We start from the raw sequence: 23261 nt of genomic DNA, 5'->3' as shown, positions 1-23261 counted from the left end.
AAGCCCTGACCGGGGCGCCCACGCGGCCTCGGTCATGGCTTTTCGCGTTTCTGCCTGCCCGATCGTCGTCCCGAGGTTCCCCGCGTGCGGCTCAAACAGTTCAAGCTCGCTGGCTTCAAGTCCTTCGCCGACCCGACCTCGTTCGAGGTTCCGAGCCAGCTGGTGGGTGTGGTCGGCCCCAACGGCTGCGGCAAGTCCAACATCATGGACGCGGTGCGCTGGGTGCTTGGCGAGTCGCGCGCCTCTGAGCTGCGCGGCGAGTCGATGCAGGACGTGATCTTCAGCGGCTCGTCCGAGCGCAAGCCGGCATCGCGCGCCTCGGTCGAACTCGTCTTCGACAACTCCCTCGGGCGCATCGGCGGCAGCTGGGGCAGCTTCGCCGAACTCTCGGTCAAGCGGGTGCTCACCCGCGAGGGCCAGTCCAGCTACCTCATCAACAACCAGGTGGTGCGCCGCAAGGACGTCCACGACATCTTCCTCGGCACCGGGCTGGGGCCGCGCGCCTACGCGATCATCGGCCAGGGGATGATCTCGCGGATCATCGAGGCCCGCCCCGAGGACCTGCGGGTGTTCCTCGAGGAGGCCGCCGGCATTTCGCGCTACAAGGAGCGCCGCCGCGAGACCGAGAATCGTCTCTCCGATACCCGCGAGAACCTGATCCGCGTCGAAGACATCCTGCGCGAGCTCAACGCACAGCTCGAGAAGCTGGAGCGGCAGGCCGAAGTTGCGCAGCGCTACCGCAGCCTGGAGGCCGACCGCGAGGCGCGCCAGCGGATGCTCTGGCTGGTGCGGCGCGACGAGGCGCTGGCGCTGCAGGGCAAGGTCGCGGCGCAGGGCGCGCAGGCGCAGCTGGAGCTCGACGCCCGTCTGGCCGAGCAGCGCTCGCTGGAGTCGCAGCTGGAGACGATGCGCGCCGCCCACTACGCCGCCGGCGACGAGGTGCATGCCGCCCAGGGGCGCTTTTATGACGCCAACGCCGAGGTCGCCCGCCTGGAGTCCGAGATCCGCTACGTGGTGGAGTCTCAGGGGCAGCTCGGCGAGCGGATTGCCGCGCTCGATGCGCAGATCCGGCAGGCGCACGAGGACCGCGAGCAGGCACGCGCCGACGCCGGGCTCGCGCGCGCGTCGCTGGCGGGCGCCGAGGACCGCGCGGAGGAGCTCGCGCGGCAGGCGCTCGCTCTCGGCGAGCAGCTGCCCGAGGTCGAGGCCGCGGTGCGCGAGCGGCGCAACGAGGTCGACGAGGCGCGCTCGACGGCGCTGGCCACTCGCCAGGCCATCGAGCTTTCGGCGACCCGGCAGCGCGGCGCGGAGCGAGCGCTGGAAGATGCTCGGCGCCGCCGCGAGCGGCTGCAGGGCGAGGACGCGGCGGTGCAGGCGCCGCCGGAAGCGCAGCTGGACTCGATGCGCGAGGAGCTCGCGGCCGCCGAGGCGCGCGAGCACGAGAGCGCCGAGCGGCTGGCCGCGGCCGACGAGGCCTGGCGCAGCGCCGACGCGGCGCGTGCGCCCGCGCAGCAGCGGCTGCGCGAGGCCGACGCCCGGCTGGCACAGATCGAGGCGCGCATCGCTGCCCTGCGCCAGCTGCAGGAACGCGCCCAGAGCCAGGCGCGAATCGGTCCCTGGCTCGAGCGCCACGGCCTGGGCTCGCTGACTCGGCTCTGGCAGCGGCTGCGCATCGAGGACGGCTGGGAGACCGCGCTCGAGTCGGTGCTGCGCGAGCGGGTCGAATCGCTCGAGGTGGGCCGGCTGGAGCACGTTGCCGGCCTTGCGGCGGACGCGCCGCCCGCGAAGGTCGCCTTCTTCAGCCCGCAGACGCTGGCGGCGCCGTCGGCCGCCGCGCCGGGTCTGCGGCCGTTGCTGGAGGTGGTGCGCGCCACCGAGTCCGGGCTGCAGTCGCTGCTGGCCGACTGGTTGCAGGGGCTCCACGCCGCCGACGATTTCGACGAGGCAGTCGCCCGCCGCGGCGAGCTGCCCCCGGGCGAGCGCTTCGTCACCCGGGCGGGGCACGTGGTGGGACGGCTGTCGATCCAGATGTACGCGCCCGATTCCGAGCGGGAAGGCATCCTGTCGCGGCAGCACGAGCTCGAGCACCTCGGGCGCGAACTCCGGGCCCAGCACCTGATCGCCGACGAGGCCCGCGCCGCGGCTGCCCGTGCCGAGGCCCGGACCACGGAGCTGGTCGCTGCGCTGGGTTCGGTGCGCGACGAGCACAACGCCGCGCTGCGCCAGCTCTCCGCGCTGCGGCTCGACGCCCAGCGGATCGAGCAGCAGCTCGAGCGGGCCAGCCAGGCGCGTGCGCGGATCGGCAACGAACTCGCCGAGGTGGAGCAGGCGATCGAGGCCGCCACGCGGGTGATCGAGGACGAGGCGGCCGCCTTCGAGCGGCTCGATGCCGAACTCGCCGAGCGCCAGCAGCATGCCGAAGACCTGTCGCTGGCGCTCGAGGACGCGGACCGCGGGCTTGGCCAGCGCCGGGACGCCCTGCGCCAGGCGGAGCGCGCCGCGCAGGAGGCATCGTTCGCGATCCGTGAGATCCAGGGACGCATCGAACGCCTCGATGCCAGGATCGAGCAGGCCGAGCGGCTCGGGCAGCAGGGCGCCGCGGAGCGGGAGCAGTGCGAATCCCGCCTGTCGGAGCTCTCCGACGCGACCGCGCGACAGCGGCTCGACGCGGCGCTCGATGCGCGCCACCGCGAGGAGACGGCACTGTCGGCTGCGCGGCAGCGGCTGGACGAGCTCACCGGCTCGCTGCGGGAACTCGACGAGCAGCGGCTGCGGACCGAGCGCGAGCAGGAGCCGCTGCGCCGGCGCGTCACCGAGCTGCAGCTCGAGGAGCAGGCGGCCCGGCTGAGCGCCGGGCAGTTCGATGAACAGCTGGCCGGCGCCGGGGCCGACGAGGAAGCTCTGCGGGCTGCCTTCCCGGAGCCGCCGAAGGCGTCCTGGCTTCAGGGCGAGGTCACCCGCCTGGCCAACGCCATCGCCGCGCTGGGCGCGGTCAATCTCGCCGCCCTCGACGAGCTGACGGTGTCCAGCGAGCGCAAGCGCTTCCTCGACGACCAGTCCGCTGACCTGAACGAGGCGATCTCCACGCTCGAGGATGCAATCCGCCGCATCGATCGCGAGACCCGCGAGCTTCTCCAGCAGACCTACGACACCGTCAACCGGGAGTTCGGCAAGCTGTTTCCGGAGCTGTTCGGCGGCGGCGAGGCCCGGCTGATCCTCACCGGCGACGAGATCCTCGACGCGGGCGTCCAGGTGATGGCGCAGCCTCCCGGCAAGCGCAACACCTCGATCCACCTGCTGTCCGGCGGTGAGAAGGCGCTCACCGCCATCGCGCTGGTGTTCGCGATGTTCCAGCTCAACCCCGCGCCATTCTGCCTGCTCGACGAAGTCGACGCGCCGCTGGACGACGCGAACACCGAACGCTACGCGGACATGGTCCGGCGGATGTCCGACCAGACCCAGTTCGTCTTCATCACTCACAACAAGATCGCGATGGAACTGGCCCAGCAGCTGGTCGGCGTGACGATGCAGGAGCGCGGGGTGTCGCGCATCGTTGCCGTCGATCTCGAGGCCGCATCGCGGATGGCGGAGGCAGCCTGATGAGTTCACTGACGCTGAGCCTGCTCCTGCTGGCGCTCGCCGCGATCGCCGCGGTATTCGGCTACAACTGGTGGATTGGCCGCAGCCGGAGTCCGGGCGGCAAGCTTGCCAGGGGCGCGGGCGCCCGCGACGCCGCCGGTTCGCCCCCGCGCGCCGAGCCCTCACTGGGGGCTGGCGCCGCGCCGGTGCCGGAGCCGGTCGCCGAGGATGCCGCCGCTGCCGCCGGTCCGCGAGCCTTGGTGGTTGCGGTGCTGGATTCGCGCACCGATTGCATCGTCGAGCTCGCACTGCCTTCGCTGGTCTCCGGAGAGCGGCTGATCGCGCTCGCCAGCGGCTTTCGCCGCGCCGGCGGCAAGCCGGTGGTCGTGGAGGCCGTGCGGTCCTCGCCGCCGCCTGCGCCGCAAGGTGACGGCGACGAGTTCCTGTCCGACGCCCCGGCGCCGGTCGCGCAGGGGGCTCCGCAGTGGCGCGCTCCCTCGACGGGCGCGCACTTCGACCTGGTGCGGGTCGGCGTGCTGCTGGCCAACCGGAACGGGCCGCTGAACGCGATGGAGTTCTCCGATTTCGCAGCCGGGGTGCAGGCGCTCGCCGACCAGCTTTCCGCACTGGCCGCTGCGCCCGAAATGGGGCCGGTCCTGGCCAGGGCGCGCGAACTCGACGAGGTCTGCGCCAGCCTGGACGCGCAACTCGGCATTGGCGTCGAATCGCCCGAGCCGCTCGGGCTGGCCGACCTCGCAAGGCTTGCCGGCGAGACCTCCTGCGTGGAGCGAGGCAACAACCGGTATGCGCGGCTTGGCCCCCAGGGGGAGGTGCTGTTTTCGCTGGCGCTGACCGACGCGCCCAACCGGCTGTCGCTGCTGCTCGACGTGCCGCGCGCACCGGCCGAACACTCGCCCTGGACCGAGATGGTGGCCTGTGCGCAGCTGTGCGCGCAGCGGCTGGGCGGCAGGCTGGTGGACGATGCCGGCCGGCCGCTGGCGGACGCCGAGCTCGAGCGCATTGGCCAGCAGATCGCCACGCGTCAGGAACGGCTGGCGATGATCGGTATCGACGCGGGCTCGCCGCTCGCGCTCCGGTTGTTCAACTGAGTGGGCATGGCTGACGCTCCCGGGGAAAGGTCCGATCCGCGTGATCGAGCGGCGCGGCTGCGCGATCGGATCGAGCGCTGGAACCATGAGTACTACGTCCTCGACTCGCCTTCGGTTCCCGATGCCGAGTACGACCGGGCCTTTCGCGAGCTGCAGGACCTGGAGCGGGACCACCCGGAGCTGGCGACGGACGACTCCCCGACGCAGCGGGTGGGCGCGGCCCCGCAGGCCGGCTTCGGTTCCGTGCGGCACGCGATTCCGATGCTGTCGCTGAACAATGCCTTCGACGACGACGAAGTGCTCGCCTTCGACCGCCGGGCCAGCGAGCTGCTCGGCGATCTCCTCCCGCCCGACGCCCAGATCGACTACTGCGGCGAACTCAAGTACGACGGCCTGGCGCTGTCGCTGCGCTACGAGGGCGGCCGGCTGGTTTCCGCCGCCACGCGTGGCGACGGCAGCACCGGCGAGGACGTGACCGCCAACGTCCGAACCATCCGCGCGGTGCCGCTGCGGCTGCGCGGGGCGGCGCCAGCGCTGATCGAGGTGCGCGGCGAGGCGCTCATGTACAAGGCGGATTTCGAGCGGATGAACGCCCGCCAGCGTGCGAGCGGCGAGCGCGAGTTCGTCAATCCGCGCAACGCGGCGGCGGGTTCGCTGCGCCAGCTCGATCCCGCGATGACCGCTGCGCGGCCGCTGCGGTTCTTCGCCTACGGGGTCGGCGAACTCGACGGCGCCGCCGAGCCCGAAACCCATGCCGGCCTGCTCGACTGGCTGGTCGCGCTCGGCCTGCCGGTCGGCGCCGAGCGCCGGGTGCTGCGCGGCCCGCAGGCGCTGCTCGGCTTCTACCGCGAGATGCAGTCGGGCCGCGCGCGGCTTCCCTATGACATCGACGGAGTGGTCTACAAGGTCGACCGGCTGGCCTGGCACGAGCGGCTGGGCTTCGTCGCCCGCGCGCCGCGCTTCGCGATCGCGCACAAGTTCCCCGCCGAGGAGGCGGTGACCGAGCTGCTGGACATCGAGATCCAGGTAGGGCGCACCGGCGTGCTGACCCCGGTGGCGCGCCTTCGGCCGGTCTTCGTCGGCGGCACCACGGTGTCGAACGCCACGCTGCACAACGAGGACGAGATCCGCCGCAAGGATCTGCTGATCGGCGACACCGTGGTCGTGCGACGCGCGGGCGACGTCATCCCCGAGGTGGTGCGCGCGCTGCCGGAACTGCGTCCGCCGGCCGGGTCGCCGGAGTTCGCGGCGCGCCTGCGCCCCTTCGAGATGCCCGCGAGCTGCCCGGTGTGCGGATCGGCCGCGGTGCGCGACGACGGCGCCGCCGCCTGGCGCTGCGTCGGCGGCCTGTACTGCTCGGCCCAGCGCAAGCAGGCCCTGCTGCATTACGCACAGAGGCGGGCGATGGACATCGAGGGCCTCGGCGAGCGGCTGGTGGAACAGCTGGTCGATGCGGGAATGGTCAAGACGCCGGCGGACCTTTACCGGCTCGACGCGGCGACCCTCGCCGGCCTCGACCGGATGGGGGAGAAATCCGCGGCCAACCTGGTTGCCGCGATCGAGCGATCCAAGGACAGCTCGCTGGCGCGCTTCCTCTTCGCGCTGGGCATCCGGCTGGTCGGCGAGGAGGTTGCCCGCCAGCTGGCCGCCGAGTACGGCGACCTCGATGTCCTGCTGGCCGAGGACTGGCCGGCGCGGCAGGCGGAGAAGGCCGCGCTGCAGAAGGAGAACGCGCGCCGGCGCAGCCGGGGCGAAGCGCCGGCAATCGTGCCGCTGGAGGGCATCGGGCCCGAGATCACCGACAGCCTGCAGCGCTTCTTCGCCGAGCCGCACAACCGCGAGGTCATCGACGGCCTGCGCGCGGCGGGCGTGCGCTGGGCAAGCGCGCGCGCCGAACAGGGCGGGGCGCTCGGCGGCGCCAGTTTCGTGATCACGGGAACGCTGCCCGGCATGAGCCGGGAGCAGGCCGCCGAGCTGATCCGCGCCCACGGCGGAACCGTGGCCTCGGCGGTGTCGCGCAAGACCGGCTACCTGCTGGCCGGCGAGGCCGCCGGCAGCAAGCTCGAACGCGCGCGCGAGCTCGGGATCCCCGTGATCGACGAGCCGGCGCTCATCAGAATGATCGGACAGGAGAACGCATGAAGTTCGGGATCATCGGCGGCAGCGGCCTTGCGCGGCTTGCCGAACTGCGCGACGCGCGCCGGCAGGTGGTGCGCACGCCCTGGGGCGACCCTTCCTGCCCGCTGACGCATGGCACCCTGGACGGGGTGGACCTGGTCTTCCTTGCGCGCCACGGCTACGGCCATACGCTGGCGCCCCATGAGATCAACTACCGCGCGAACATCTGGGCGCTCAAGCAGACCGGCGTCGACGGGGTGGTGTCGGTGGCCACGGTGGGGGGCATCCGCGACGACTTCGGCCCGGGCACGCTGGTGCTGCCGGACCAGATCATCGACTACACCACTGGCCGCTGCTGCACCTTCTTCGAGGGACCCGGCCAGCCGGTGGTCCACGTCGACTTCACCTGGCCCTACGACGACCAGGTGCGCGGGCTGCTGGCGCGCGCGGCTCAGGACCTCGGCGAGACGATGGTGCCCTCGGGCGTCTACGGGTGCACGCAGGGGCCCCGGCTGGAGACCGCCGCCGAGATCCGGATGATGGAGCGCGACGGCTGCGATCTGGTGGGGATGACCGGAATGCCGGAGGCGGTGCTCGCGCGCGAGCTCGGGCTGCCCTACGCGGCGCTCGCGGTGGTGGCCAACCATGCGGCAGGCAAGGGCGACAGCAGCCGCGAGGTTTCGCTGGATGCCATCACGCTGGCGGTCGAGCAGGCCATGGTACGGGTGCGCGCCATCCTGTCGGAGTTCGTCCGGCTGGGCGCCAGGGGGGGCTGATTCCCCCCGTCCCGCACCTCAGGGCTGGACGGCCGCGAGGATCTCGTTCTCGAGGCGCAACACCGCCTTCGGTGAGGCCAGTTCAGATCCCTGGACCAGGAACACGTCCTCCACCCGCTCGCCCAGCGTGGTGATTCGGGCCGTGGAGAGCTCGACCCCGTGCTCGCTGAGCACGCGGGCGATGCTGTAGAGCAGCCCGGTGCGGTCGTTGGCGGTGACCGACAGCAGGTGGTGCCTGCCGCGCTCGTCCGGGCGCAGTTCCACGCGCGGTTCGATCGGGAAGTTGCGCGAGCGGCGCGAGCTGCGGCCCAGCACCGGTGGCGCCAGCGGGGTGCCCCGGGCCAGTCGTTCCGCGAGCTCGGCTTCCACCAGCGTGAGGATGTCCCGGTAGTGCGAGGCCCGATCCACGGGGTCCACGATCAGGAAACTGTCGAGCGCGTAGCCATGGCGCGTGGTGTGGATCCGCGCGTCGAGCACCGAGAGGTTCTTGCTGTCGAAGTAGCCGCAGATCCGGGCGAACAGGTCGGGCTGGTCCGGCTGGTAGACCACCACCTGGAAGCCCTCGCCGATCGGGGCCAGACGCGCGCGCACCACCGGCACGGTGGTGTCGACCCTGGAATGCAGCACGCGGGTGTGCCACGCGACGTCATTGGCATCGTTGCGCAGGAAGTAGGTGACGTCCAGCCTGGACCAGAACTGCTCGTAGCGTTCTTCCGAGAGCGCGTACAGGTTCAGCGTCTTGCGGGCCTCGCGGCGCAGGGCGTCGACCCGCGAACCAGCCTCCGGCGCCTCGCCTTCGAGCGCGCGCCGCGTCATCTCGAACAGGTCCTGCAGCAGCTTGCCCTTCCAGGCGTTCCAGACCTTCGGGCTGGTGCCGCGGACGTCGGCGACGGTCAGCAGGTAGAGCGCGACCAGCCGCTCCTCGGTGCCGACCAGCCGCGCGAAGCGCATCACCACCTCGGGATCGGAGAGGTCCTGCTTCTGCGCCACCGAGGACATGGTCAGGTGCTGCTCGACCAGGAACTCCACCAGCGAAGCGTCCTCGGCAGTCAGCCCGTGCAGCCGGCAGAAGCGCGCGGCGTCGCCACGACCCAGCTTCGAGTGGTCGCCGCCGCGTCCCTTGGCGATGTCGTGGAAGAGAGCGGCCAGATACAGCAGCCACCGCTTCGGGAAGGCCGCCATCAGCTGGCTGCAGAAGGGGTACTCGTGGACGTGCTCGTCGAGTGCGAAGCGCCGCAGGTTGCGCACCACCATCAGGATGTGCTGGTCCACGGTATAGACGTGGAACAGGTCGTGCTGCATGCGCCCCACGATGCGCCGGAACGCCGGCAGGTAGCGCCCGAGCACCGACCACTGGTTCATCCGCCTGAGCGCGCGGGTCACGCCGCGCGGCTGCTGCAGGATGGCCAGGAACAGCGCCCGGTTGGCAGGATCGCGCCGGAAGGCGGCGTCGATGCGCAGCCGCGCATGCCAGATCGCGCGCAGCGTCGGCGCGGTCATTCCCTGCAGATCCGGGTGCTGCTCGACGACCAGGAAGGCGCGCAGGATGGCCGACGGATCGCGTTGGAACAGGTCGGGGTCGATCGCATCGAGCAGCCCGCGCCGGCTCTGGAACTCGGGATCGATGCGCTCGGGGGCGCCACCCACCTGCGGGAACAGCGCCGCGTCCAGGTTCTGCAGCAGGATCGCGTTGAGCTGGGTGACCTGCTTGGCCGCGCGGAAGTAGCGCGTCATCAGGTCCTCGGAAGCGCGCCGGGCATCGCCTCGATCGAGGTTGTGCATCGCGGCGACCTGCGCCTGCAGGTCGAACACCAGCCGGTCTTCGCGACGGCCGGCGACGATGTGAAGGCAGGCCCGCATCCGCTTGAGGATGCGCTCGCTGCGGGCCAGCGCACGCGCCTCCTCGACGGTGGCCAGGCCCCTGAGCGCGAGGTCGTTCCAGCGCCGCCCGAAGCCGGCGGCGCGTGCCGCCCACATGACCACGTGCAGGTCGCGCAGCCCGCCGGGGCTCTCCTTCGTGTTCGGCTCGAGGCTGTACGGCGTGTCTTCGTACTTCACGTGCCGCTGCCGCATCTCCGCGCGCTTGGCGCGGAAGAAGGCGCCAGGATCGCGCTGCGCGGCCAGGCTCTGGGTCATCCGATCGAACAGCGTGCGGCTGCCGGCGAGCAGGCGCGCCTCCAGCACGCTGGTCTGCACGGTGATGTCCGCCGCAGCCTCGTGCACGCATTCGTCAAGCGTGCGCACGCTGTGACCGATCGCCAGGCCCGCATCCCAGCAGCCGCCGACGAAGGCCTCGATCGCCGCGCGCTGGGCGGGGTCCGGCGCTGCCGCAGTGAGGATCAGCAGGTCGACGTCGGAGTGCGGGAAGATCTCGCCGCGCCCGTAGCCGCCGACCGCTGCGATCAGCGCGCCGCGGGCCAGCCCGGTGCCGCTCCAGAGCTCCCTGACCGTCGCGTCGGTGACGGCGCACAGTCCGCGCACCAGGCGGTCGGGGTCGAGGTCGCTGCGGAAGGCGTCGATCAGTTCGTCGGACTGCCGCCGGTGCGCGATGCGCAGCCGGCCGAGTGCCTGCGACTCCAGACCCGTCACGGCGGGCTCAGGCGGCGCGGGCGGGCAGCGACGGCCGCGCGGGCGTGCCCGCCGATGCCGTCAGCACCTCGAAGCCAGAGTCGGTCACCAGCACCGTGTGCTCCCACTGGGCGGAGAGGCTATGGTCCTTGGTGACGATGGTCCAGCCGTCGGCCAGGTCGCGGATCTCGCGGCGCCCGGCATTGATCATCGGCTCGACGGTGAAGATCATTCCGGCCTCGAAGCGCTCGCCGGTGCCGGGGCGCCCATAATGAAGGATCTGCGGTTCCTCGTGAAAGCGCTTGCCGATGCCGTGCCCGCAGAACTCGCGCACCACCGAGAAGCCGCTGGCCTCGGCGTGGCGCTGGATGGCGTGGCCGATGTCGCCCACCGTGGCGCCCGGGCGCACCTGCTCGATGCCCAGCCACATGCATTCGTAGGTGACCTCGCACAGCCGGCGGGCAGCCACGGAGGGCTGGCCCACGAAGAACATGCGGCTGGTGTCGCCGTGGTAGCCGTCCTTGATCACGGTGATGTCGATGTTGAGGACGTCCCCGTTCTTCAGGACCTTGTCGCCGGGAATGCCGTGGCAGACCTGGTGGTTGACCGAGGTGCAGATCGATTTCGGGAAGGGGCGGTAGCCGGGCGGCGCATAGTTCAGCGGCGCGGGCACCGAGCCCTGCTCGTTGACCATGTAGTCGTGGCAGAGCCGGTCGAGCTCGCCGGTCGTGACCCCCGGCTTCACGAACGGAGTGATGTAGTCGAGCACCTCGGATGCGAGCCGGCAGGCCACTCGCATCGCGGCGATGTCTTCGCTGGTTTTGATTTCGATCGTCATGCTATGATTATAGGTTAGCTGCTGCGTCTTTTCTGAGGATGCAGGGCTGAAAAAGCGCGCGCCCGGAATCGAGGGTCCGCAGCCCCCAAAAGGCTTCATGAATGGCCGCCTCAGGAAGGCAGCCTCACGAAGTCTGCCCCGTCAGGGGCGGGCAGCGGCACGCGGGTGCGTCAGTCCAAACCCTGATCGGAGTATCAATTCATGTCCGTCACCATGCGCGAAATGCTGGAAGCGGGTGTCCATTTCGGCCACCAGACCCGCTTCTGGAACCCGAAGATGGCCCCCTTCATCTTCGGCCACCGCAACAAGATCCACATCGTCAACCTCGAGAAGACCCTGGTCAAATTCCAGGAGGCCTCGAAGTTCGTTCGCCAGCTCTCGGCCAACCGCGGCACCGTCCTGTTCGTTGGCACCAAGCGCCAGGCACGCGAGATCGTCGCCGAGGAAGCTGCCCGCGCCGGCATGCCCTTCGTCGACCAGCGCTGGCTGGGCGGCATGCTCACCAACTTCAAGACGGTCAAGACCTCGATCAAGCGCCTGAAGGACATGGAAGTCACGCTGGCCGACGGCGGCGTCGAGCGCATGTCCAAGAAGGAAGCGCTGATGTTCCAGCGCGAGATGACCAAGCTCGAGCAGAGCATCGGCGGCATCAAGGACATGGGCGGCCTGCCCGACGCGATCTTCGTGATCGACGTCGGCTATCACAAGATCGCGATCACCGAGGCCGTCAAGCTCGGCATCCCGATCGTCGGCGTGGTCGACACCAACCACTCGCCGCTGGGCATCGACTACGTCATCCCGGGCAACGATGACTCCGGCAAGGCGATCCGCCTGTACGCCCGTGGCGTTGCCGATGCGGTGCTCGAAGGCCGCAACGCATCGCTGCAGGAAATCGTCGCACCCGACAGCGGCGAGGAGTTCGTCGAGGTCGAGGGCGAGCAGGCCTGACCGACGCCCGGGTCGAGGCGGGCGCCCGCAGCGGCGCCCTGCCACCGGAACGCGGGGCTGCCGAGACAGCCCCTTTTTTTGTAGGGCGGCGCCACGATAGCGGCGGACCGTCCAGGGCAACCGGGCCGCACGCCGCGTGCGTGGCGCGGCCCCGCATGCAAGGGAGTGAACAGACATGACCGCAATCACCGCAGGCATGGTCAAGGAACTGCGCGAGAAGACCGACGCGCCGATGATGGAGTGCAAGAAGGCGCTGACCGAGGCCGACGGCGACCTGGCGAAGGCCGAGGAGATTCTCCGCGTCAAGCTGGGCAACAAGGCCAGCAAGGCAGCTGCCCGCGTGACCGCCGAGGGCGTGGTCGGCATGCAGATCGCTGCAGACGGCAAGACCGGCGCAATCGTCGAGGTCAACTGCGAAACCGACTTCGTCGCCAAGAACGACGATTTCCTGTCGCTGACCGCGACGCTCGCCAGGCTCGTGATGGAGCAGAACCCCGCCGATGTCGACGCTCTGTCGGCGCTCACCATCGACGGGCAGACCGTGGAAACGGTGCGTGCCGCGCTGATCGGCAAGATCGGCGAGAACCTGTCGATCCGCCGCTTCGCCCGCATCGAAGCCAAGGGCCGGCTGGCTTCCTATGTCCACAGCGGCGCCCGGATCGGGGTGCTGGTCGACCTGGTCGGCGGCGACGATCAGCTGGCGCGCGACCTGGCGATGCACATCGCCGCGTCCAAGCCGAAGTCGCTGGACTCGTCGGGCGTGCCGGCCGAGCTGCTCGACACCGAACGTCGCATCGCCATCGAGAAGGCGCGCGAGTCCGGCAAGCCCGAGGCCATGCTCGAGAAGATCGCCGAGGGCACCGTCCAGAAGTACCTGAAGGACGTGACCCTGCTGGGTCAGGTCTTCGTCAAGGCCGAGGACGGCAAGCAGACCATCGAGCAGCTGCTCAAGGCACGCGGCGCATCGGTCGCGTCCTTCGTGCTGTACGTGGTCGGCGAGGGTATCGAGAAGAAAACGAACGACTTCGCTGCCGAGGTGGCCGCGCAGGCGGCCGCTGCGGCCGGGCGCTGAGCGGCGCTCGAATTCGACGATAATTGGCCGTTGTCGGCGATGGGAGAGCGCAGGTGAGTTCGATTTCGATGGTGGGCCAGGATGCACCCGCGGCAGCGGGCAGGCCGGCGTATCGCAGGGTGCTGCTCAAGCTGTCCGGCGAGGCGCTGATGGGCGATGATGCCTACGGCATCAACCAGGCGACGATCGAGCGCATGGTGCGCGAGATCGCCGACGTGGTCGCGCTGGGCGTCGAGCTTGCCGTGGTCATCGGCGGGGGCAACATCTTCCGCGGCGTGGCGCTCGGCGCCGGCGGCATGGATCGCGCCACCGCCGACTACATGGGCATGCTCGCCACGGTGATGAACTCGCTTGCGCTGCAGGACGCGCTGCGCCAGGTGGGCGTTCCGGCCCGGGTGCAGTCGGCGCTCAAGATCGAGCAGGTCGTCGAGCCCTACATCCGCCCGAAGGCCCTGCGCTACCTGGAGGAGCGCAAGGTGGTCATCTTCGCGGCCGGTACGGGCAACCCCTTTTTCACGACCGACACCGCTGCGGCGCTGCGCGGTGCGGAGATCGGGGCCGAGATCGTGCTGAAGGCCACGAAGGTCGACGGCGTCTACAGCGCCGACCCGGCACTCGATCCGGACGCACAGCGTTACCAGACGATCGGCTTCGACGAGGCCATCGCGCGCAACCTGAAAGTTATGGATGCCACCGCGTTCGCGCTGTGCCGCGACCAGCGGCTGCCGATCAAGGTGTTTTCCATCTTCAAGGAAGGCGCGCTGCGCCGCGTCGTGCTCGGTGAGGACGAAGGCACGCTGGTGCATGTCTGACCGGCAGTCCAAGATTTCGATGGAGGAGTTGAGATGAGCATCGCCGAGGTCAAGCAGACCACCGACGAGAAGATGCACAAGTCGATCGAGACGCTGAAGACCAACCTCAGCAAGATCCGCACCGGGCGCCCGTCGCCTGCCATCCTCGACCATGTCCATGTCGACTATTACGGCAGCATGGTGCCGATCTCGCAGGTGGCCAACGTCACGCTGGTCGACGCGCGCACCCTGGGCGTGTCTCCCTGGGAGAGGAAGATGGCCCAGGTGATCGACAAGGCGATCCGCGAGTCCGACCTGGGGCTGAACCCGTCCATGCTGGGCGAGTTGATCCGCGTGCCGATGCCGCCGCTCTCCGAGGAGCGCCGCAAGGAGCTGGCCAAGGTGGTCAAGGGCGAGGGCGAGCATGCCAAGGTGGCGGTGCGCAACCTGCGCCGCGATGCCAACGATCAGCTCAAGCGCATGCTCAAGGAGAAGGCCATCTCCGAGGATGACGAGCGCCGCGCGCAGGACGAGATCCAGAAGCTCACCGACCGTTGCATCGTCGAGATCGACAAGGTGCTCTCGGCCAAGGAGCAGGAGATCATGACCGTCTAGGGCCGTGCCCTGTCGTCCAGCGTTCCGGCCGCCACCGCGGCCTGCGCACTCGGGCTTCGTCCGAGTTCAAGCACCCGAGAGCGAATGACCGGATTCACCAGCACGACCCGAGCGGTTCCCCAGGTAGGCGACGTCCCGAGGCACATCGCGATCATCATGGATGGCAACGGGCGCTGGGCCACCTCGCGCAGGCTGCCCCGCGTGGCCGGTCATGCCAAGGGAGTGGAGGCGGTGCGCGGCACGGTCGACGCCTGTGCCCGCCGCGGCGTGGAGTACCTGACCCTTTTTGCGTTCAGTTCCGAGAACTGGCGGCGCCCCGCCGAAGAGGTCTCGGTGCTGATGCGGCTGTTCATCACCGCGCTCGAGCGCGAGGTGAAACTGCTCGCCGACAACGGAATCAGACTCAAGGTGGTCGGCGCGCTCGAGGCCTTCGAGCCCCGGCTGCGGGAGCTGATCGCGGGGGCCGTCGAGCGCACTGCCGGCAATCGCGGGATGACCCTGACGATCGCCGCGAACTACGGCGGACGCTGGGACATCCTCCAGGCGATCCGCCGGATGCTCGCGGAACGCCCCGAACTGGCGCAGGTGGCCGAGCCCATCGAGGAGGCGATGCTGGCGCCGCATCTTGCGATGTCCTACGCGCCCGAGCCCGATCTCTTCATCCGCACTGGCGGCGAGCAGCGCGTGAGCAATTTCCTGCTCTGGCAGCTCGCCTACACCGAACTCTATTTCACCGACGCCTTCTGGCCGGACTTCGACGCGGCGGCACTCGATGCCGCAATCGCCTCGTACCGCGACCGCGAGCGCCGCTTCGGCCGAACCAGCGCCCAGCTCGGCGCCGCCGGATGATGCGCGCGCCTGCCCGGGTCCCCAGCCCGGGCCGCCGGTGGCGCGCAAGCTGTGCCCTGAAGGGAGCCTCTCCATGCTAGGACCCCGCGTCATCACAGCGCTGGTGCTGCTCGCCGTACTGCTGCCGGCGATCTTCGTCTTCCCGCCACTGGTGTGGGGCGTGCTGACGCTGGCCTTCCTGGCGGTCGCCGCCTGGGAGTGGGTGCGGCTGCTGCCGGCGCGCGCCGGCGGACCTGCCGGCGCCGGCGCGGGCCTTGCGGCGGGCGCGGTGCTGGTCGCCGGGGCTGCGGCGCTCGCCTGGCGCGAGCATGCGCCCTGGCCGCCGATGCTGGTCGCCGTCGCCTGCCTGCTGCTGCTGGCCTTCTGGGTCTTCGCGGCGCCGACGCGCCTGGCGCGGCACGAGGCCCGCAGCGGCGGCGCGCCGCTGGCCGCCGCGCTGCTGTTCGGCTGCTGGTGCGCGCTCTACGAACTCAGGCTGCTCGGGCCGGTGCCGCTGCTGTCGTCGATGGCGGTGATCTGGGTGGCGGACATCGCCGCCTATTTCTTTGGCCGGGCGCTGGGCAGGCGCAAGCTGGCGCCGTCGATCAGCCCGGGCAAGAGCTGGGAGGGGGCCGTGGGCGGCTTCTTCGCGGTCGCCGTCGCGGGGCTGCTGGCCGCCGGCGCCCCGGCGCTGCAGAACTCGCTGCCGGCGCTGCTGGTGCAGCGGACCGGGCCGGTGCTTGCGGTGGCCGCCCTGGTGGCGATCGCTGCGCTGTCCATCGTCGGCGACCTGCACGAGTCCTTGCTCAAGCGCGAGGCCGGGGTCAAGGACAGCGGCTGGATCCTGCCGGGCCACGGCGGCATGCTCGACCGGATAGACGCGCTGATTCCGACGATGCCCGCGGCCCTGCTGCTGTACCAACTCTTGCGATAATCGCCACATGCAGTCGATCACCGTCCTTGGCGCCACCGGCTCGATCGGGACCAGCACGCTCGACGTCGTCGCGCGCCACCCCGACCGCTATCGCGTCTTCGCGCTGTCCGCGCACCGGCGGGTGGAGCAGCTCGCGCAGCTGTGCGGACGCTTCCGGCCCGAGTACGCGGTAGTCCCCGATCCTGCGGCGGGCGCCCGGCTGCGCGAACTCCTCGCCGCCGATGGCTGCGGTGCCGAGGTCCTGGAGGGCACTGCCGGGCTGGCCTGGGTGGCAGCCCACGAGCGGGTCGACGCGGTGATGGCGGCGATTGTCGGCGCGGCGGGGCTCGAGCCCGCGCTCGCCGCGGCCCGCGCCGGCAAGCGCGTGCTGCTGGCCAACAAGGAAGCGCTGGTGACCGCCGGCCGCATCTTCGTCGATGCGGCCCGGGCGGGCGGGGCCACCGTTCTGCCGATCGACAGCGAGCACAACGCCGTGTTCCAGTGCCTGCCGCCCGCCGCGCAGGCGGACGCCGGCGCGCTCGACGCGGGCGGGGTGCGCCGCATCCTCCTCACCGCGTCCGGCGGCCCGTTCCGCACGCGGGCGCTGCACGAACTCGCGCAGGTCACTCCCGAGCAGGCCTGTGCGCATCCGAACTGGAGCATGGGCCGCAAGATCTCGGTCGATTCCGCGACCATGATGAACAAGGGCCTCGAGCTCATCGAGGCGCACTACCTGTTCGGGCTTCCCGAGGAGCGCATCGACATCGTGGTCCATCCGCAGAGCGTGATCCACTCGATGGTCGAGTACCTCGACGGGTCGGTGCTGGCCCAGCTGGGCAATCCGGACATGCGCACCCCGATCGCGCATGCGCTCGCCTATCCGGAGCGCATCTCCAGCGGCGTGGGCGCGCTCGACCTCCCGGCGCTCGGCCGGCTCGACTTCGAGCCCCCGGATCCGCTGCGCTTTCCCTGTCTGCGCCTGGCGCGCGAGGCGCTGCGCGCCGGCGCGGCGGCCCCCTGTGTCCTGAACGCTGCCAACGAGATGGCGGTCGCCGCCTTTCTCGAACGCAGGCTGCCCTTCACCGCGATCGCCGAGGTCAACGAGCGTGTGCTCGATGCGCTCGGCGGGCGGCGCGCGCCCGACGACCTCGCCGGCGCGCTCGCGCTGGACGAGGAGGCGAGGGCGCTGGCCGCCGCACGCATCCCGAGGCTTGCCGCATGACCTTCCTGCAGACGCTGCTGTCCTTCCTGGCGGCGCTCACGCTGCTGATCTTCGTCCACGAGATGGGGCACTACCTGGTGGCGCGGTGGTGCGGCGTGAAGGTGCTGCGCTTTTCGATCGGCTTCGGCCGGCCGCTGGCGCGCTGGACTGTCGGCGCCGATCGCACGGAGTGGACGCTGTCGGCGATTCCGCTCGGCGGCTACGTGCGGATGCTCGACGAGCGCGAGCAGCCCACCGAAGCCATTCCGCCGCAGGACCTGCCGCGCGCGTTCACGCGCCAGCCGCTCTCGAAGCGCGCACTGATCGTGGCGGCGGGGCCGGCGGCCAACTTTCTGCTGGCCATCCTGCTGTACGCCCTGCTCAACGCGATCGGCGCTCAGGAGCCTGCCGCCCGGATGGATGCGCCGACGGTCGGTAGCGCTGCTGCCGTGGCCGGCGTTCGCGCTGGCGACGTCGTGGTGGCTGCCGACGGCCGCGAGGTCCGCTCCTGGAACGAACTACGGCTGCGGCTGATCGACGCGGTGATCGAGCGCCGCGCCGCGCCGCTGGAGATCGAGCGTGACGGCATGCGCCAGACGGTGTCGCTGGACGCCGCCCGCCTGCCCGAGGGCGAGGTCGAGCGCGACTTCACCGGAACCCTCGGCCTGGCGCTCGCGCCGGGCCGTGTCGACATCTCCACCGTGCTGCCCGAGGGCGCGGCGGCGCGGGCCGGCCTGCGCCCGGGCGACGAAGTGGTCGCGGTGGATGGCGTTCCGGTCGCGCGTGCGGTCGAGCTGATCGAGGCGATCCGGGCGCGGCCCGGCGCTGAACTGCGCGTCGACGTGCGGCGCGGGGAGGATGCGCTGCGCATCGCAGTGGTCCCGGATGCCCAGCCCTCCGATCGCCCGGACGAGGCGGGCAAGACCATCGGCCGCATCGGCGCCGGGGTGGCCAACCGCGTCCAGATGGTCGAGGTGCGCTACGGTCCGGTCGAGGCCGTGCAACGCTCCATGGTCCACACCTGGGACATGTCGGTGTTCTCACTGCGCATGCTGGGCAAGATGCTGGTGGGCGAATTGTCCTGGCGCAACCTGAGCGGACCGGTGGCGATCGCCGATTACGCCGGTCAGAGCGCACGCGTCGGCTGGCACGCCTACCTCAGCTTTCTGGCGCTGATCAGCATCAGCCTCGGGGTGCTGAACCTGCTACCGATCCCGGTGCTCGACGGGGGCCATTTGGTATATTACGGGCTCGAGGCGGTACGCGGCAGGCCCCTGTCGGAACGCTTCCTCGAGGTGACTCAGAAAGCGGGGCTCGTGGTCATTGCCGCCATGATGGTCCTCGCCCTCTTCAACGACCTTACCCGCCTGATCGGATAGTGATGCCCGTGTCGCGCCCCTGGCGCGGAACCCGGCCGCGGATGCTGTCGAGTGCCGCCGCGAGCCTCGCCGCCCTGTTGTTCTCCCACGCCGCCCTGGCTTTCGATCCCTTCGTCGTCCGCGACATCCGCATCGACGGCGTCCAGCGCACCGAGCCCGGCACGGTGTTCGGCTACCTGCCGGTCAAGGTCGGCGAGATGCTCACCGAGGACAAGGCCGCCGCTGCGGTGCGGGCCCTGTTCGCCACCGGCTTCTTCAAGGACGTCCGCCTCGAGGTCGAGGGCGACGTGCTCGTGGTGTACCTGGAGGAGCGTCCCGCGATCGCGTCGCTCGTCATCACGGGCACCAAGGAGTTCGACCAGGAAACCATCAAGCGCGCGCTGCGTGACCAGGGCCTGGCCGAGAGCCGCATCTTCGACCGCAGCGTGCTCGAGCGCGCCGAGCAGGAGCTCAAGCGGCAGTACCTGTCGCGCGGCAAGTACGCCACGCGCGTCACCTCGACGGTCACGCCGCTGGAGCGCAACCGGGTCGGCATCACGCTGGCGGTGGAGGAGGGCGAGTCGGCGAAGATCGATTCGATCCGCTTCGTCGGCAACAAGGCCTTCACCGAGAAGCAGCTGCTCGACCAGATGCGGCTCACCACGCCCAACTGGCTGTCCTGGTACACCAAGACCGACCAGTACTCGCGCGAGAAGCTCTCCGGCGACCTCGAGGCGCTGCGTTCGTTCTACCTGAATCGCGGTTACCTCGAGTTCTCGGTCGACTCCACCCAGGTCTCGATCTCCCCCGACAAGGAAGACGTCACCCTGACGGTTGCGCTGACCGAGGGCGGCGTCTACCGCGTCCGCGACGTGCAGGTGCGCGGCCAGCTGCTCGGGCGCGACCAGGAGTTCACGTCGCTGGTCTCGCTCGCGCCGGGCCAGACCTTCTCGGGGCAGAAGCTGGCCGATTCCCAGAAGGCGATCACCGACCGCCTCGGCACTCTCGGCTATGCCTTTGCGAACGTCAACGCAGTGCCGCGCATCGACCGCGACAAGCGCGAGGTCGATTTCGAGTTCCTCGTCGATCCGGGTCGCCGCGTCTACGTGCGCCGGATCAACGTCTCCGGCAATGCGCGCACCCGCGACGAGGTGGTGCGCCGCGAGATGCGCCAGTTCGAGGACGCCTGGTACGACGCCGAAAAGATCCGCCTGTCGCGCGAGCGCATCGGGCGGCTGGGCTACTTCACCAACGTCCGCGTCGAATCGAGGCCGGTTGCCGACGCCCCGGACCAGGTCGACCTCGACGTCATCGTCGACGAGCAGCCCACCGGGGCGATCACCTTCGGCGTCGGCGTCTCCAGCGCCGAAAGCCTGATCCTCTCGGCCTCGCTGAACCAGCAGAACTTCCTGGGCACCGGCAAGGCCTTCGGGCTGTCGGTGAACACCAGCAAGATCAACCGCAGTTTCGCGCTCTCCTACGCCGATCCCTACTACACGCCCGAGGGGATCAGCCGGGCCTTCGATCTCTACTCGCGCAACTTCAACGCCGCCGAGCTCGACCTCGGCGACTACAAGTGGCGCTCCAGCGGCGTCGGCATCCGCTACGGCATTCCCTACACTGAGTTCGACCGGATCTCGATGGGGCTGACCTACGAGACCAACACCTTGAAGCTCGGCGGAAACGCGCCGCAGCGCTTCAAGGACTACGTCGCCGATTTCGGCGAGGACAGCTCGGCGCTGCTGGCGGTGCTGGGCTGGCAGCGCGACTCGCGCGACAGCGCCTTCGCGCCGACCAAGGGCCGCTTCCAGACCGCCACCCTCGAAGTGACGCTGCCGGCGCTCGACATGCGCTATGCGCGTGCCCTCTACAACCACCAGTGGTACCTACCGCTCTCGAAGGACTACACGCTCGCGCTCAACGGCGACATCGCCTTCGGCCGCGCCTTCGGCGGCAAGGAGTACCCGCTGTTCAAGAACTTCTACGCCGGCGGCATCGGCAGCGTTCGGGGCTTCGCGCAATCCTCGCTGGGTCCCCGCGACGCAATCGACGACGTTCCGCTGGGCGGCCAGACCCGCGTGGTCGGCAGCGCCGAGTTCATCTTCCCGCTGCCCGGCACCGGCAATGACCGCAGCTTCCGCAGCTTCGTGTTCCTGGACGCGGGCAACGTCTTCCCCACCGGCGGCATCGACCTCGGCGACCTGCGCTACTCGGTCGGCATCGGCCTGAACTGGGCGTCGCCGGTCGGTCCGATGAAGCTCAGCTTCGGTTTCCCGCTGAACAAGAAGGACGAGGACCGTTCGCAGCGGATCCAGTTCCAGCTTGGCACCGGGTTCTGACCCCATCTGTGCCGGGCCGCACGCGCCGGCCTCGGCGGATCGGGGCAGGCCAACTGTGAGACAATCCAGCCCATGTCGACAGGCAAACACACCAGCCGCATGAAGCATCTGCGCAGCTTGATCCTGGCCGCCGCCGCACTCGGCGCCGCCTTTACGTCCGCCCACGCCCAGACGCAGCCCGCGACGCGCATCGGCTACGTGAATACCGAGCGCATCCTGCGCGACGCAGTGCCCGCCAAGGCGTCGCAGCAGAAGCTCGAGCAGGAGTTCAGCAAGCGCGACAAGGATCTCCAGGAGATGGCGGCGCGCCTGAAGGCGATGGGCGAGCGCAACGAGCGCGACACCGCGGTGACGAACGAGTCCGACCGCATGCGGCGCCAGCGCGAATTTGCCGAGCTCGAGAAGGAGTTCCAGCGCAAGCAGCGCGAGTTCCGCGAAGACCTCAACCAGCGCCGCAACGAGGAGCTCTCGCAAGTGGTGGAGAAGGCCAACCGGGTCATCCGCCAGATCGCCGAAGAGGAGAAGTACGACTTCATCCTCCAGGAGGCCGTCTACGCGAGTTCGCGCGTCGACATCACTGAAAAGGTCCTCCGGGCGCTGGGCACGCCCGCCGGCAAGTAAGCGCCGGCGCCGCTCTTCCTGCGCGATGGCCCGGCCGCTGCCCCGTGACCTCACCCTGGGCGAGCTGATCGAGCGCTTCGGTGGCGAGCTCGCTGCGGGTTCTCCATCGGATGCCGTCCGACGGCTTGCGAGCCTCTCCGGGGCTCGCCCCGGAGACCTCTCCTTCTTCAGCGCCGCGAGGCACAAAGCCGAGGCCGCGGCCACCGGGGCGTCGGCAGTCATCGTTTCGCCCGCACTAGCGGACGCGCTGCCTGCGGCAACGGCGCGCATCCTGGTCGCCGATCCCTATGCGCACTTCGCCGCGGTGGCGCGCTGGTTCGCGCAGCTGCTCGAGGCGCCGCCACCCGCGCGGCTGGTTCATCCGAGCGCATCGATCGACGCATCGGCCGAGCTCGCGGCCGGGGCCTCGGTCGGCGCCCATGCGGTGATCGAGGCCGGCGCCGTGCTTGGCGAAGGCTGCGCGATCGGCGCGGGGTCCTATGTCGGCCGCGACGCCCGCATCGGTGCGGGCTCCAGACTGCATCCGGGCGTGACCGTGTACCACGACTGCGTGGTGGGCGCGCGCTGCATCGTGCACTCGGGAACGGTCATCGGATCGGACGGCTTCGGCTTCGCCCGCGAGGATGGCCGCTGGGCGAAGATCCCGCAGCTGGGCGCGGTGCTGATCGGCGACGACGTCGAGATCGGCTCGAACTGCTCGATCGACCGGGGCGCGCTCGAGGACACCGTCATCGGCGATGGCTGCAAGCTCGACAACCTCATCCAGATCGCGCACAACGTCGTGATCGGCGAGCACACCGCGCTGGCCGGCTGTGTCGGCGTGGCCGGCAGCGCGCGCATCGGCCGGCGCTGCATGATCGGCGGCAGCGCGGGAATCCTGGGCCACCTGGAGATCTGCGATGACGTGGTCATCTCGGCGATGAGCCTGGTGACCCGTTCCATCCGCAAGCCCGGCTTCTACACGGGCGTGTTCCCGCTGATGGAGAACGCAGGCTGGGAGAAGGCCGCGGCCACGCTGCGCCAGCTGCCGGTCCTGCGCGACCGGCTGCGCCGGCTGGAGCGCGCCGCTGCGCCCGGACAAGACCTGAGCATAGACCCCAAGGACTGACACATGACGACGCTCGACATCCGGGCAATCCTCGAACACCTGCCCCATCGCTATCCCTTCCTGCTCGTCGACCGGGTGCTGGAGCTGGAGAAGGGCAAGCGCATCGTCGCGCTCAAGAACGTCACCATCAACGAGCCTTTCTTCGTCGGCCATTTCCCGCACGTGCCGGTGATGCCCGGGGTGCTGCAGATCGAGGCGCTGGCCCAGGCTGCCGGCATCCTGTCTTTCCAGACCATGGGGCGCGTCTCCGACGACCGCTCGGTCTACTACTTCGTCGGCATCGACCGTGCCCGCTTCAAGCGTCCGGTGGTGCCTGGCGACCAGCTTCGGCTTGAGGTCGACATCGTCCGCATGGCACGCTCGATCTGGAAGTACGCGGCCCGCGCCACCGTCGACGGCAAGGTCGCGGCGGAGGCGGAACTGATGTGCACGCTGCGCGAGATCGAGCCCGGCGCCACTGCCGCGCCGGACGCCTGAGC

Annotated in this window: 18 protein-coding genes; 16 read left to right on the top strand and 2 right to left on the bottom strand. The window is 70.1% G+C overall.

Annotated elements, in window-relative coordinates; all coding sequences use genetic code 11:
- Nucleotides 1-84 precede the first annotated feature (84 nt).
- Genes smc through HNQ70_RS02560 form a run of 4 tightly spaced genes read left to right on the top strand, consistent with a single transcriptional unit; the run spans nt 85 to nt 7582 of the window.
- Nucleotides 85-3600, top strand: coding sequence for a chromosome segregation protein SMC (gene smc, locus HNQ70_RS02575; RefSeq protein WP_183963934.1), 3516 nt, complete (start codon nt 85-87; stop codon nt 3598-3600).
- The gene (locus tag HNQ70_RS02570; protein WP_183963933.1) at nt 3600-4688 is read left to right on the top strand and encodes a cell division protein ZipA C-terminal FtsZ-binding domain-containing protein; all 1089 of its coding nucleotides are present in this window, start codon (nt 3600-3602) and stop codon (nt 4686-4688) included. Before smc ends, HNQ70_RS02570 begins: the two co-directional genes overlap by 1 nt.
- A gap of 6 nt (nt 4689-4694) precedes the next feature.
- The gene (gene ligA, locus HNQ70_RS02565) at nt 4695-6830 is read left to right on the top strand and encodes an NAD-dependent DNA ligase LigA (protein WP_183963932.1); all 2136 of its coding nucleotides are present in this window, start codon (nt 4695-4697) and stop codon (nt 6828-6830) included.
- Nucleotides 6827-7582 (top strand): S-methyl-5'-thioinosine phosphorylase, encoded by a 756-nt coding sequence (locus tag HNQ70_RS02560; RefSeq protein ID WP_183963931.1) that lies wholly within the window; start codon nt 6827-6829, stop codon nt 7580-7582. The genes ligA and HNQ70_RS02560 overlap by 4 nt, the downstream gene beginning before the upstream one ends.
- 18 nt (nt 7583-7600) lie before the next feature.
- Here the strand turns inward: HNQ70_RS02560 and HNQ70_RS02555 are convergent, their stop codons facing one another.
- Together HNQ70_RS02555 and map are read right to left on the bottom strand one after the other, a co-directional pair.
- Nucleotides 7601-10162 (bottom strand): [protein-PII] uridylyltransferase, encoded by a 2562-nt coding sequence (locus HNQ70_RS02555; RefSeq protein WP_246434634.1) that lies wholly within the window; start codon nt 10160-10162, stop codon nt 7601-7603.
- Nucleotides 10163-10178: 16 nt separating this feature from the next.
- Entirely contained in the window at nt 10179-10988 is an 810-nt protein-coding gene (gene map / locus HNQ70_RS02550; protein ID WP_246434555.1) for a type I methionyl aminopeptidase, read from the bottom strand.
- A gap of 201 nt (nt 10989-11189) precedes the next feature.
- Here map and rpsB point away from each other — a divergent pair, with 201 nt between their 5' ends.
- The 12 genes from rpsB to fabZ all read left to right on the top strand — a co-directional run bounded on the left by rpsB (nt 11190) and on the right by fabZ (nt 23259).
- Nucleotides 11190-11936: a 30S ribosomal protein S2 gene (gene rpsB, locus HNQ70_RS02545; protein ID WP_183963929.1), complete on the top strand. Its 747-nt coding sequence runs from the start codon at nt 11190-11192 to the stop codon at nt 11934-11936.
- Nucleotides 11937-12111: 175 nt separating this feature from the next.
- Nucleotides 12112-13008: a translation elongation factor Ts gene (tsf, locus tag HNQ70_RS02540; RefSeq protein WP_183963928.1), complete on the top strand. Its 897-nt coding sequence runs from the start codon at nt 12112-12114 to the stop codon at nt 13006-13008.
- Between the two features lie 68 nt (nt 13009-13076).
- Nucleotides 13077-13820: a UMP kinase gene (gene pyrH / locus HNQ70_RS02535; protein ID WP_183964298.1), complete on the top strand. Its 744-nt coding sequence runs from the start codon at nt 13077-13079 to the stop codon at nt 13818-13820.
- Nucleotides 13821-13853: 33 nt separating this feature from the next.
- Nucleotides 13854-14414, top strand: coding sequence for a ribosome recycling factor (gene frr, locus HNQ70_RS02530; protein ID WP_183963926.1), 561 nt, complete (start codon nt 13854-13856; stop codon nt 14412-14414).
- A gap of 84 nt (nt 14415-14498) precedes the next feature.
- Nucleotides 14499-15263: a polyprenyl diphosphate synthase gene (gene uppS, locus HNQ70_RS02525; RefSeq protein ID WP_183963924.1), complete on the top strand. Its 765-nt coding sequence runs from the start codon at nt 14499-14501 to the stop codon at nt 15261-15263.
- Between the two features lie 73 nt (nt 15264-15336).
- Complete coding sequence (locus tag HNQ70_RS02520) at nt 15337-16176, top strand: phosphatidate cytidylyltransferase (RefSeq protein ID WP_183963922.1); 840 nt, start codon at nt 15337-15339, stop codon at nt 16174-16176.
- A 7-nt stretch (nt 16177-16183) separates the two neighbouring features.
- Entirely contained in the window at nt 16184-17377 is a 1194-nt protein-coding gene (ispC, locus tag HNQ70_RS02515) for a 1-deoxy-D-xylulose-5-phosphate reductoisomerase (protein ID WP_183963920.1), read from the top strand.
- On the top strand, nt 17374-18735 hold the full coding sequence (gene rseP / locus HNQ70_RS02510) for an RIP metalloprotease RseP (RefSeq protein ID WP_183963918.1): 1362 nt from the start codon (nt 17374-17376) through the stop codon (nt 18733-18735). Before ispC ends, rseP begins: the two co-directional genes overlap by 4 nt.
- 41 nt (nt 18736-18776) lie before the next feature.
- The gene (gene bamA, locus HNQ70_RS02505; protein WP_183963916.1) at nt 18777-21053 is read left to right on the top strand and encodes an outer membrane protein assembly factor BamA; all 2277 of its coding nucleotides are present in this window, start codon (nt 18777-18779) and stop codon (nt 21051-21053) included.
- Nucleotides 21054-21125: 72 nt separating this feature from the next.
- Nucleotides 21126-21674, top strand: a complete 549-nt coding sequence (locus HNQ70_RS02500; protein WP_246434553.1) for an OmpH/Skp family outer membrane protein — start codon at nt 21126-21128, stop codon at nt 21672-21674.
- 25 nt (nt 21675-21699) lie between these two features.
- Complete coding sequence (gene lpxD / locus HNQ70_RS02495) at nt 21700-22782, top strand: UDP-3-O-(3-hydroxymyristoyl)glucosamine N-acyltransferase (protein WP_183963915.1); 1083 nt, start codon at nt 21700-21702, stop codon at nt 22780-22782.
- A 3-nt stretch (nt 22783-22785) separates the two neighbouring features.
- Complete coding sequence (gene fabZ, locus HNQ70_RS02490) at nt 22786-23259, top strand: 3-hydroxyacyl-ACP dehydratase FabZ (protein WP_183963913.1); 474 nt, start codon at nt 22786-22788, stop codon at nt 23257-23259.
- Nucleotides 23260-23261 lie beyond the last annotated feature (2 nt).

The sequence above is a fragment of the Quisquiliibacterium transsilvanicum genome, assembly GCF_014202215.1.
Taxonomy (GTDB): Bacteria; Pseudomonadota; Gammaproteobacteria; order Burkholderiales; family Burkholderiaceae_E; genus Quisquiliibacterium; species Quisquiliibacterium transsilvanicum.
Note: the sequence above shows the minus strand (reverse complement) of the source record. Positions and strands in the feature narration are given on the sequence as shown.

Excerpts from the sequence above, each read along its gene's own strand:
- pyrH (WP_183964298.1), top strand. The coding sequence starts at position 13,077 with ATGGTGGGCCAGGATGCACCCGCGGCAGCGGGCAGGCCGGCGTATCGC.
- bamA (WP_183963916.1), top strand. The coding sequence starts at position 18,777 with ATGCTGTCGAGTGCCGCCGCGAGCCTCGCCGCCCTGTTGTTCTCCCAC.
- map (WP_246434555.1), bottom strand. The coding sequence starts at position 10,988 with ATGACGATCGAAATCAAAACCAGCGAAGACATCGCCGCGATGCGAGTG.
- lpxD (WP_183963915.1), top strand. The coding sequence starts at position 21,700 with ATGGCCCGGCCGCTGCCCCGTGACCTCACCCTGGGCGAGCTGATCGAG.
- frr (WP_183963926.1), top strand. The coding sequence starts at position 13,854 with ATGAGCATCGCCGAGGTCAAGCAGACCACCGACGAGAAGATGCACAAG.
- rseP (WP_183963918.1), top strand. The coding sequence starts at position 17,374 with ATGACCTTCCTGCAGACGCTGCTGTCCTTCCTGGCGGCGCTCACGCTG.
- tsf (WP_183963928.1), top strand. The coding sequence starts at position 12,112 with ATGACCGCAATCACCGCAGGCATGGTCAAGGAACTGCGCGAGAAGACC.
- uppS (WP_183963924.1), top strand. The coding sequence starts at position 14,499 with ATGACCGGATTCACCAGCACGACCCGAGCGGTTCCCCAGGTAGGCGAC.
- HNQ70_RS02520 (WP_183963922.1), top strand. The coding sequence starts at position 15,337 with ATGCTAGGACCCCGCGTCATCACAGCGCTGGTGCTGCTCGCCGTACTG.
- ligA (WP_183963932.1), top strand. The coding sequence starts at position 4,695 with ATGGCTGACGCTCCCGGGGAAAGGTCCGATCCGCGTGATCGAGCGGCG.
- HNQ70_RS02570 (WP_183963933.1), top strand. The coding sequence starts at position 3,600 with ATGAGTTCACTGACGCTGAGCCTGCTCCTGCTGGCGCTCGCCGCGATC.
- HNQ70_RS02560 (WP_183963931.1), top strand. The coding sequence starts at position 6,827 with ATGAAGTTCGGGATCATCGGCGGCAGCGGCCTTGCGCGGCTTGCCGAA.
- fabZ (WP_183963913.1), top strand. The coding sequence starts at position 22,786 with ATGACGACGCTCGACATCCGGGCAATCCTCGAACACCTGCCCCATCGC.
- rpsB (WP_183963929.1), top strand. The coding sequence starts at position 11,190 with ATGTCCGTCACCATGCGCGAAATGCTGGAAGCGGGTGTCCATTTCGGC.
- HNQ70_RS02500 (WP_246434553.1), top strand. The coding sequence starts at position 21,126 with ATGTCGACAGGCAAACACACCAGCCGCATGAAGCATCTGCGCAGCTTG.
- ispC (WP_183963920.1), top strand. The coding sequence starts at position 16,184 with ATGCAGTCGATCACCGTCCTTGGCGCCACCGGCTCGATCGGGACCAGC.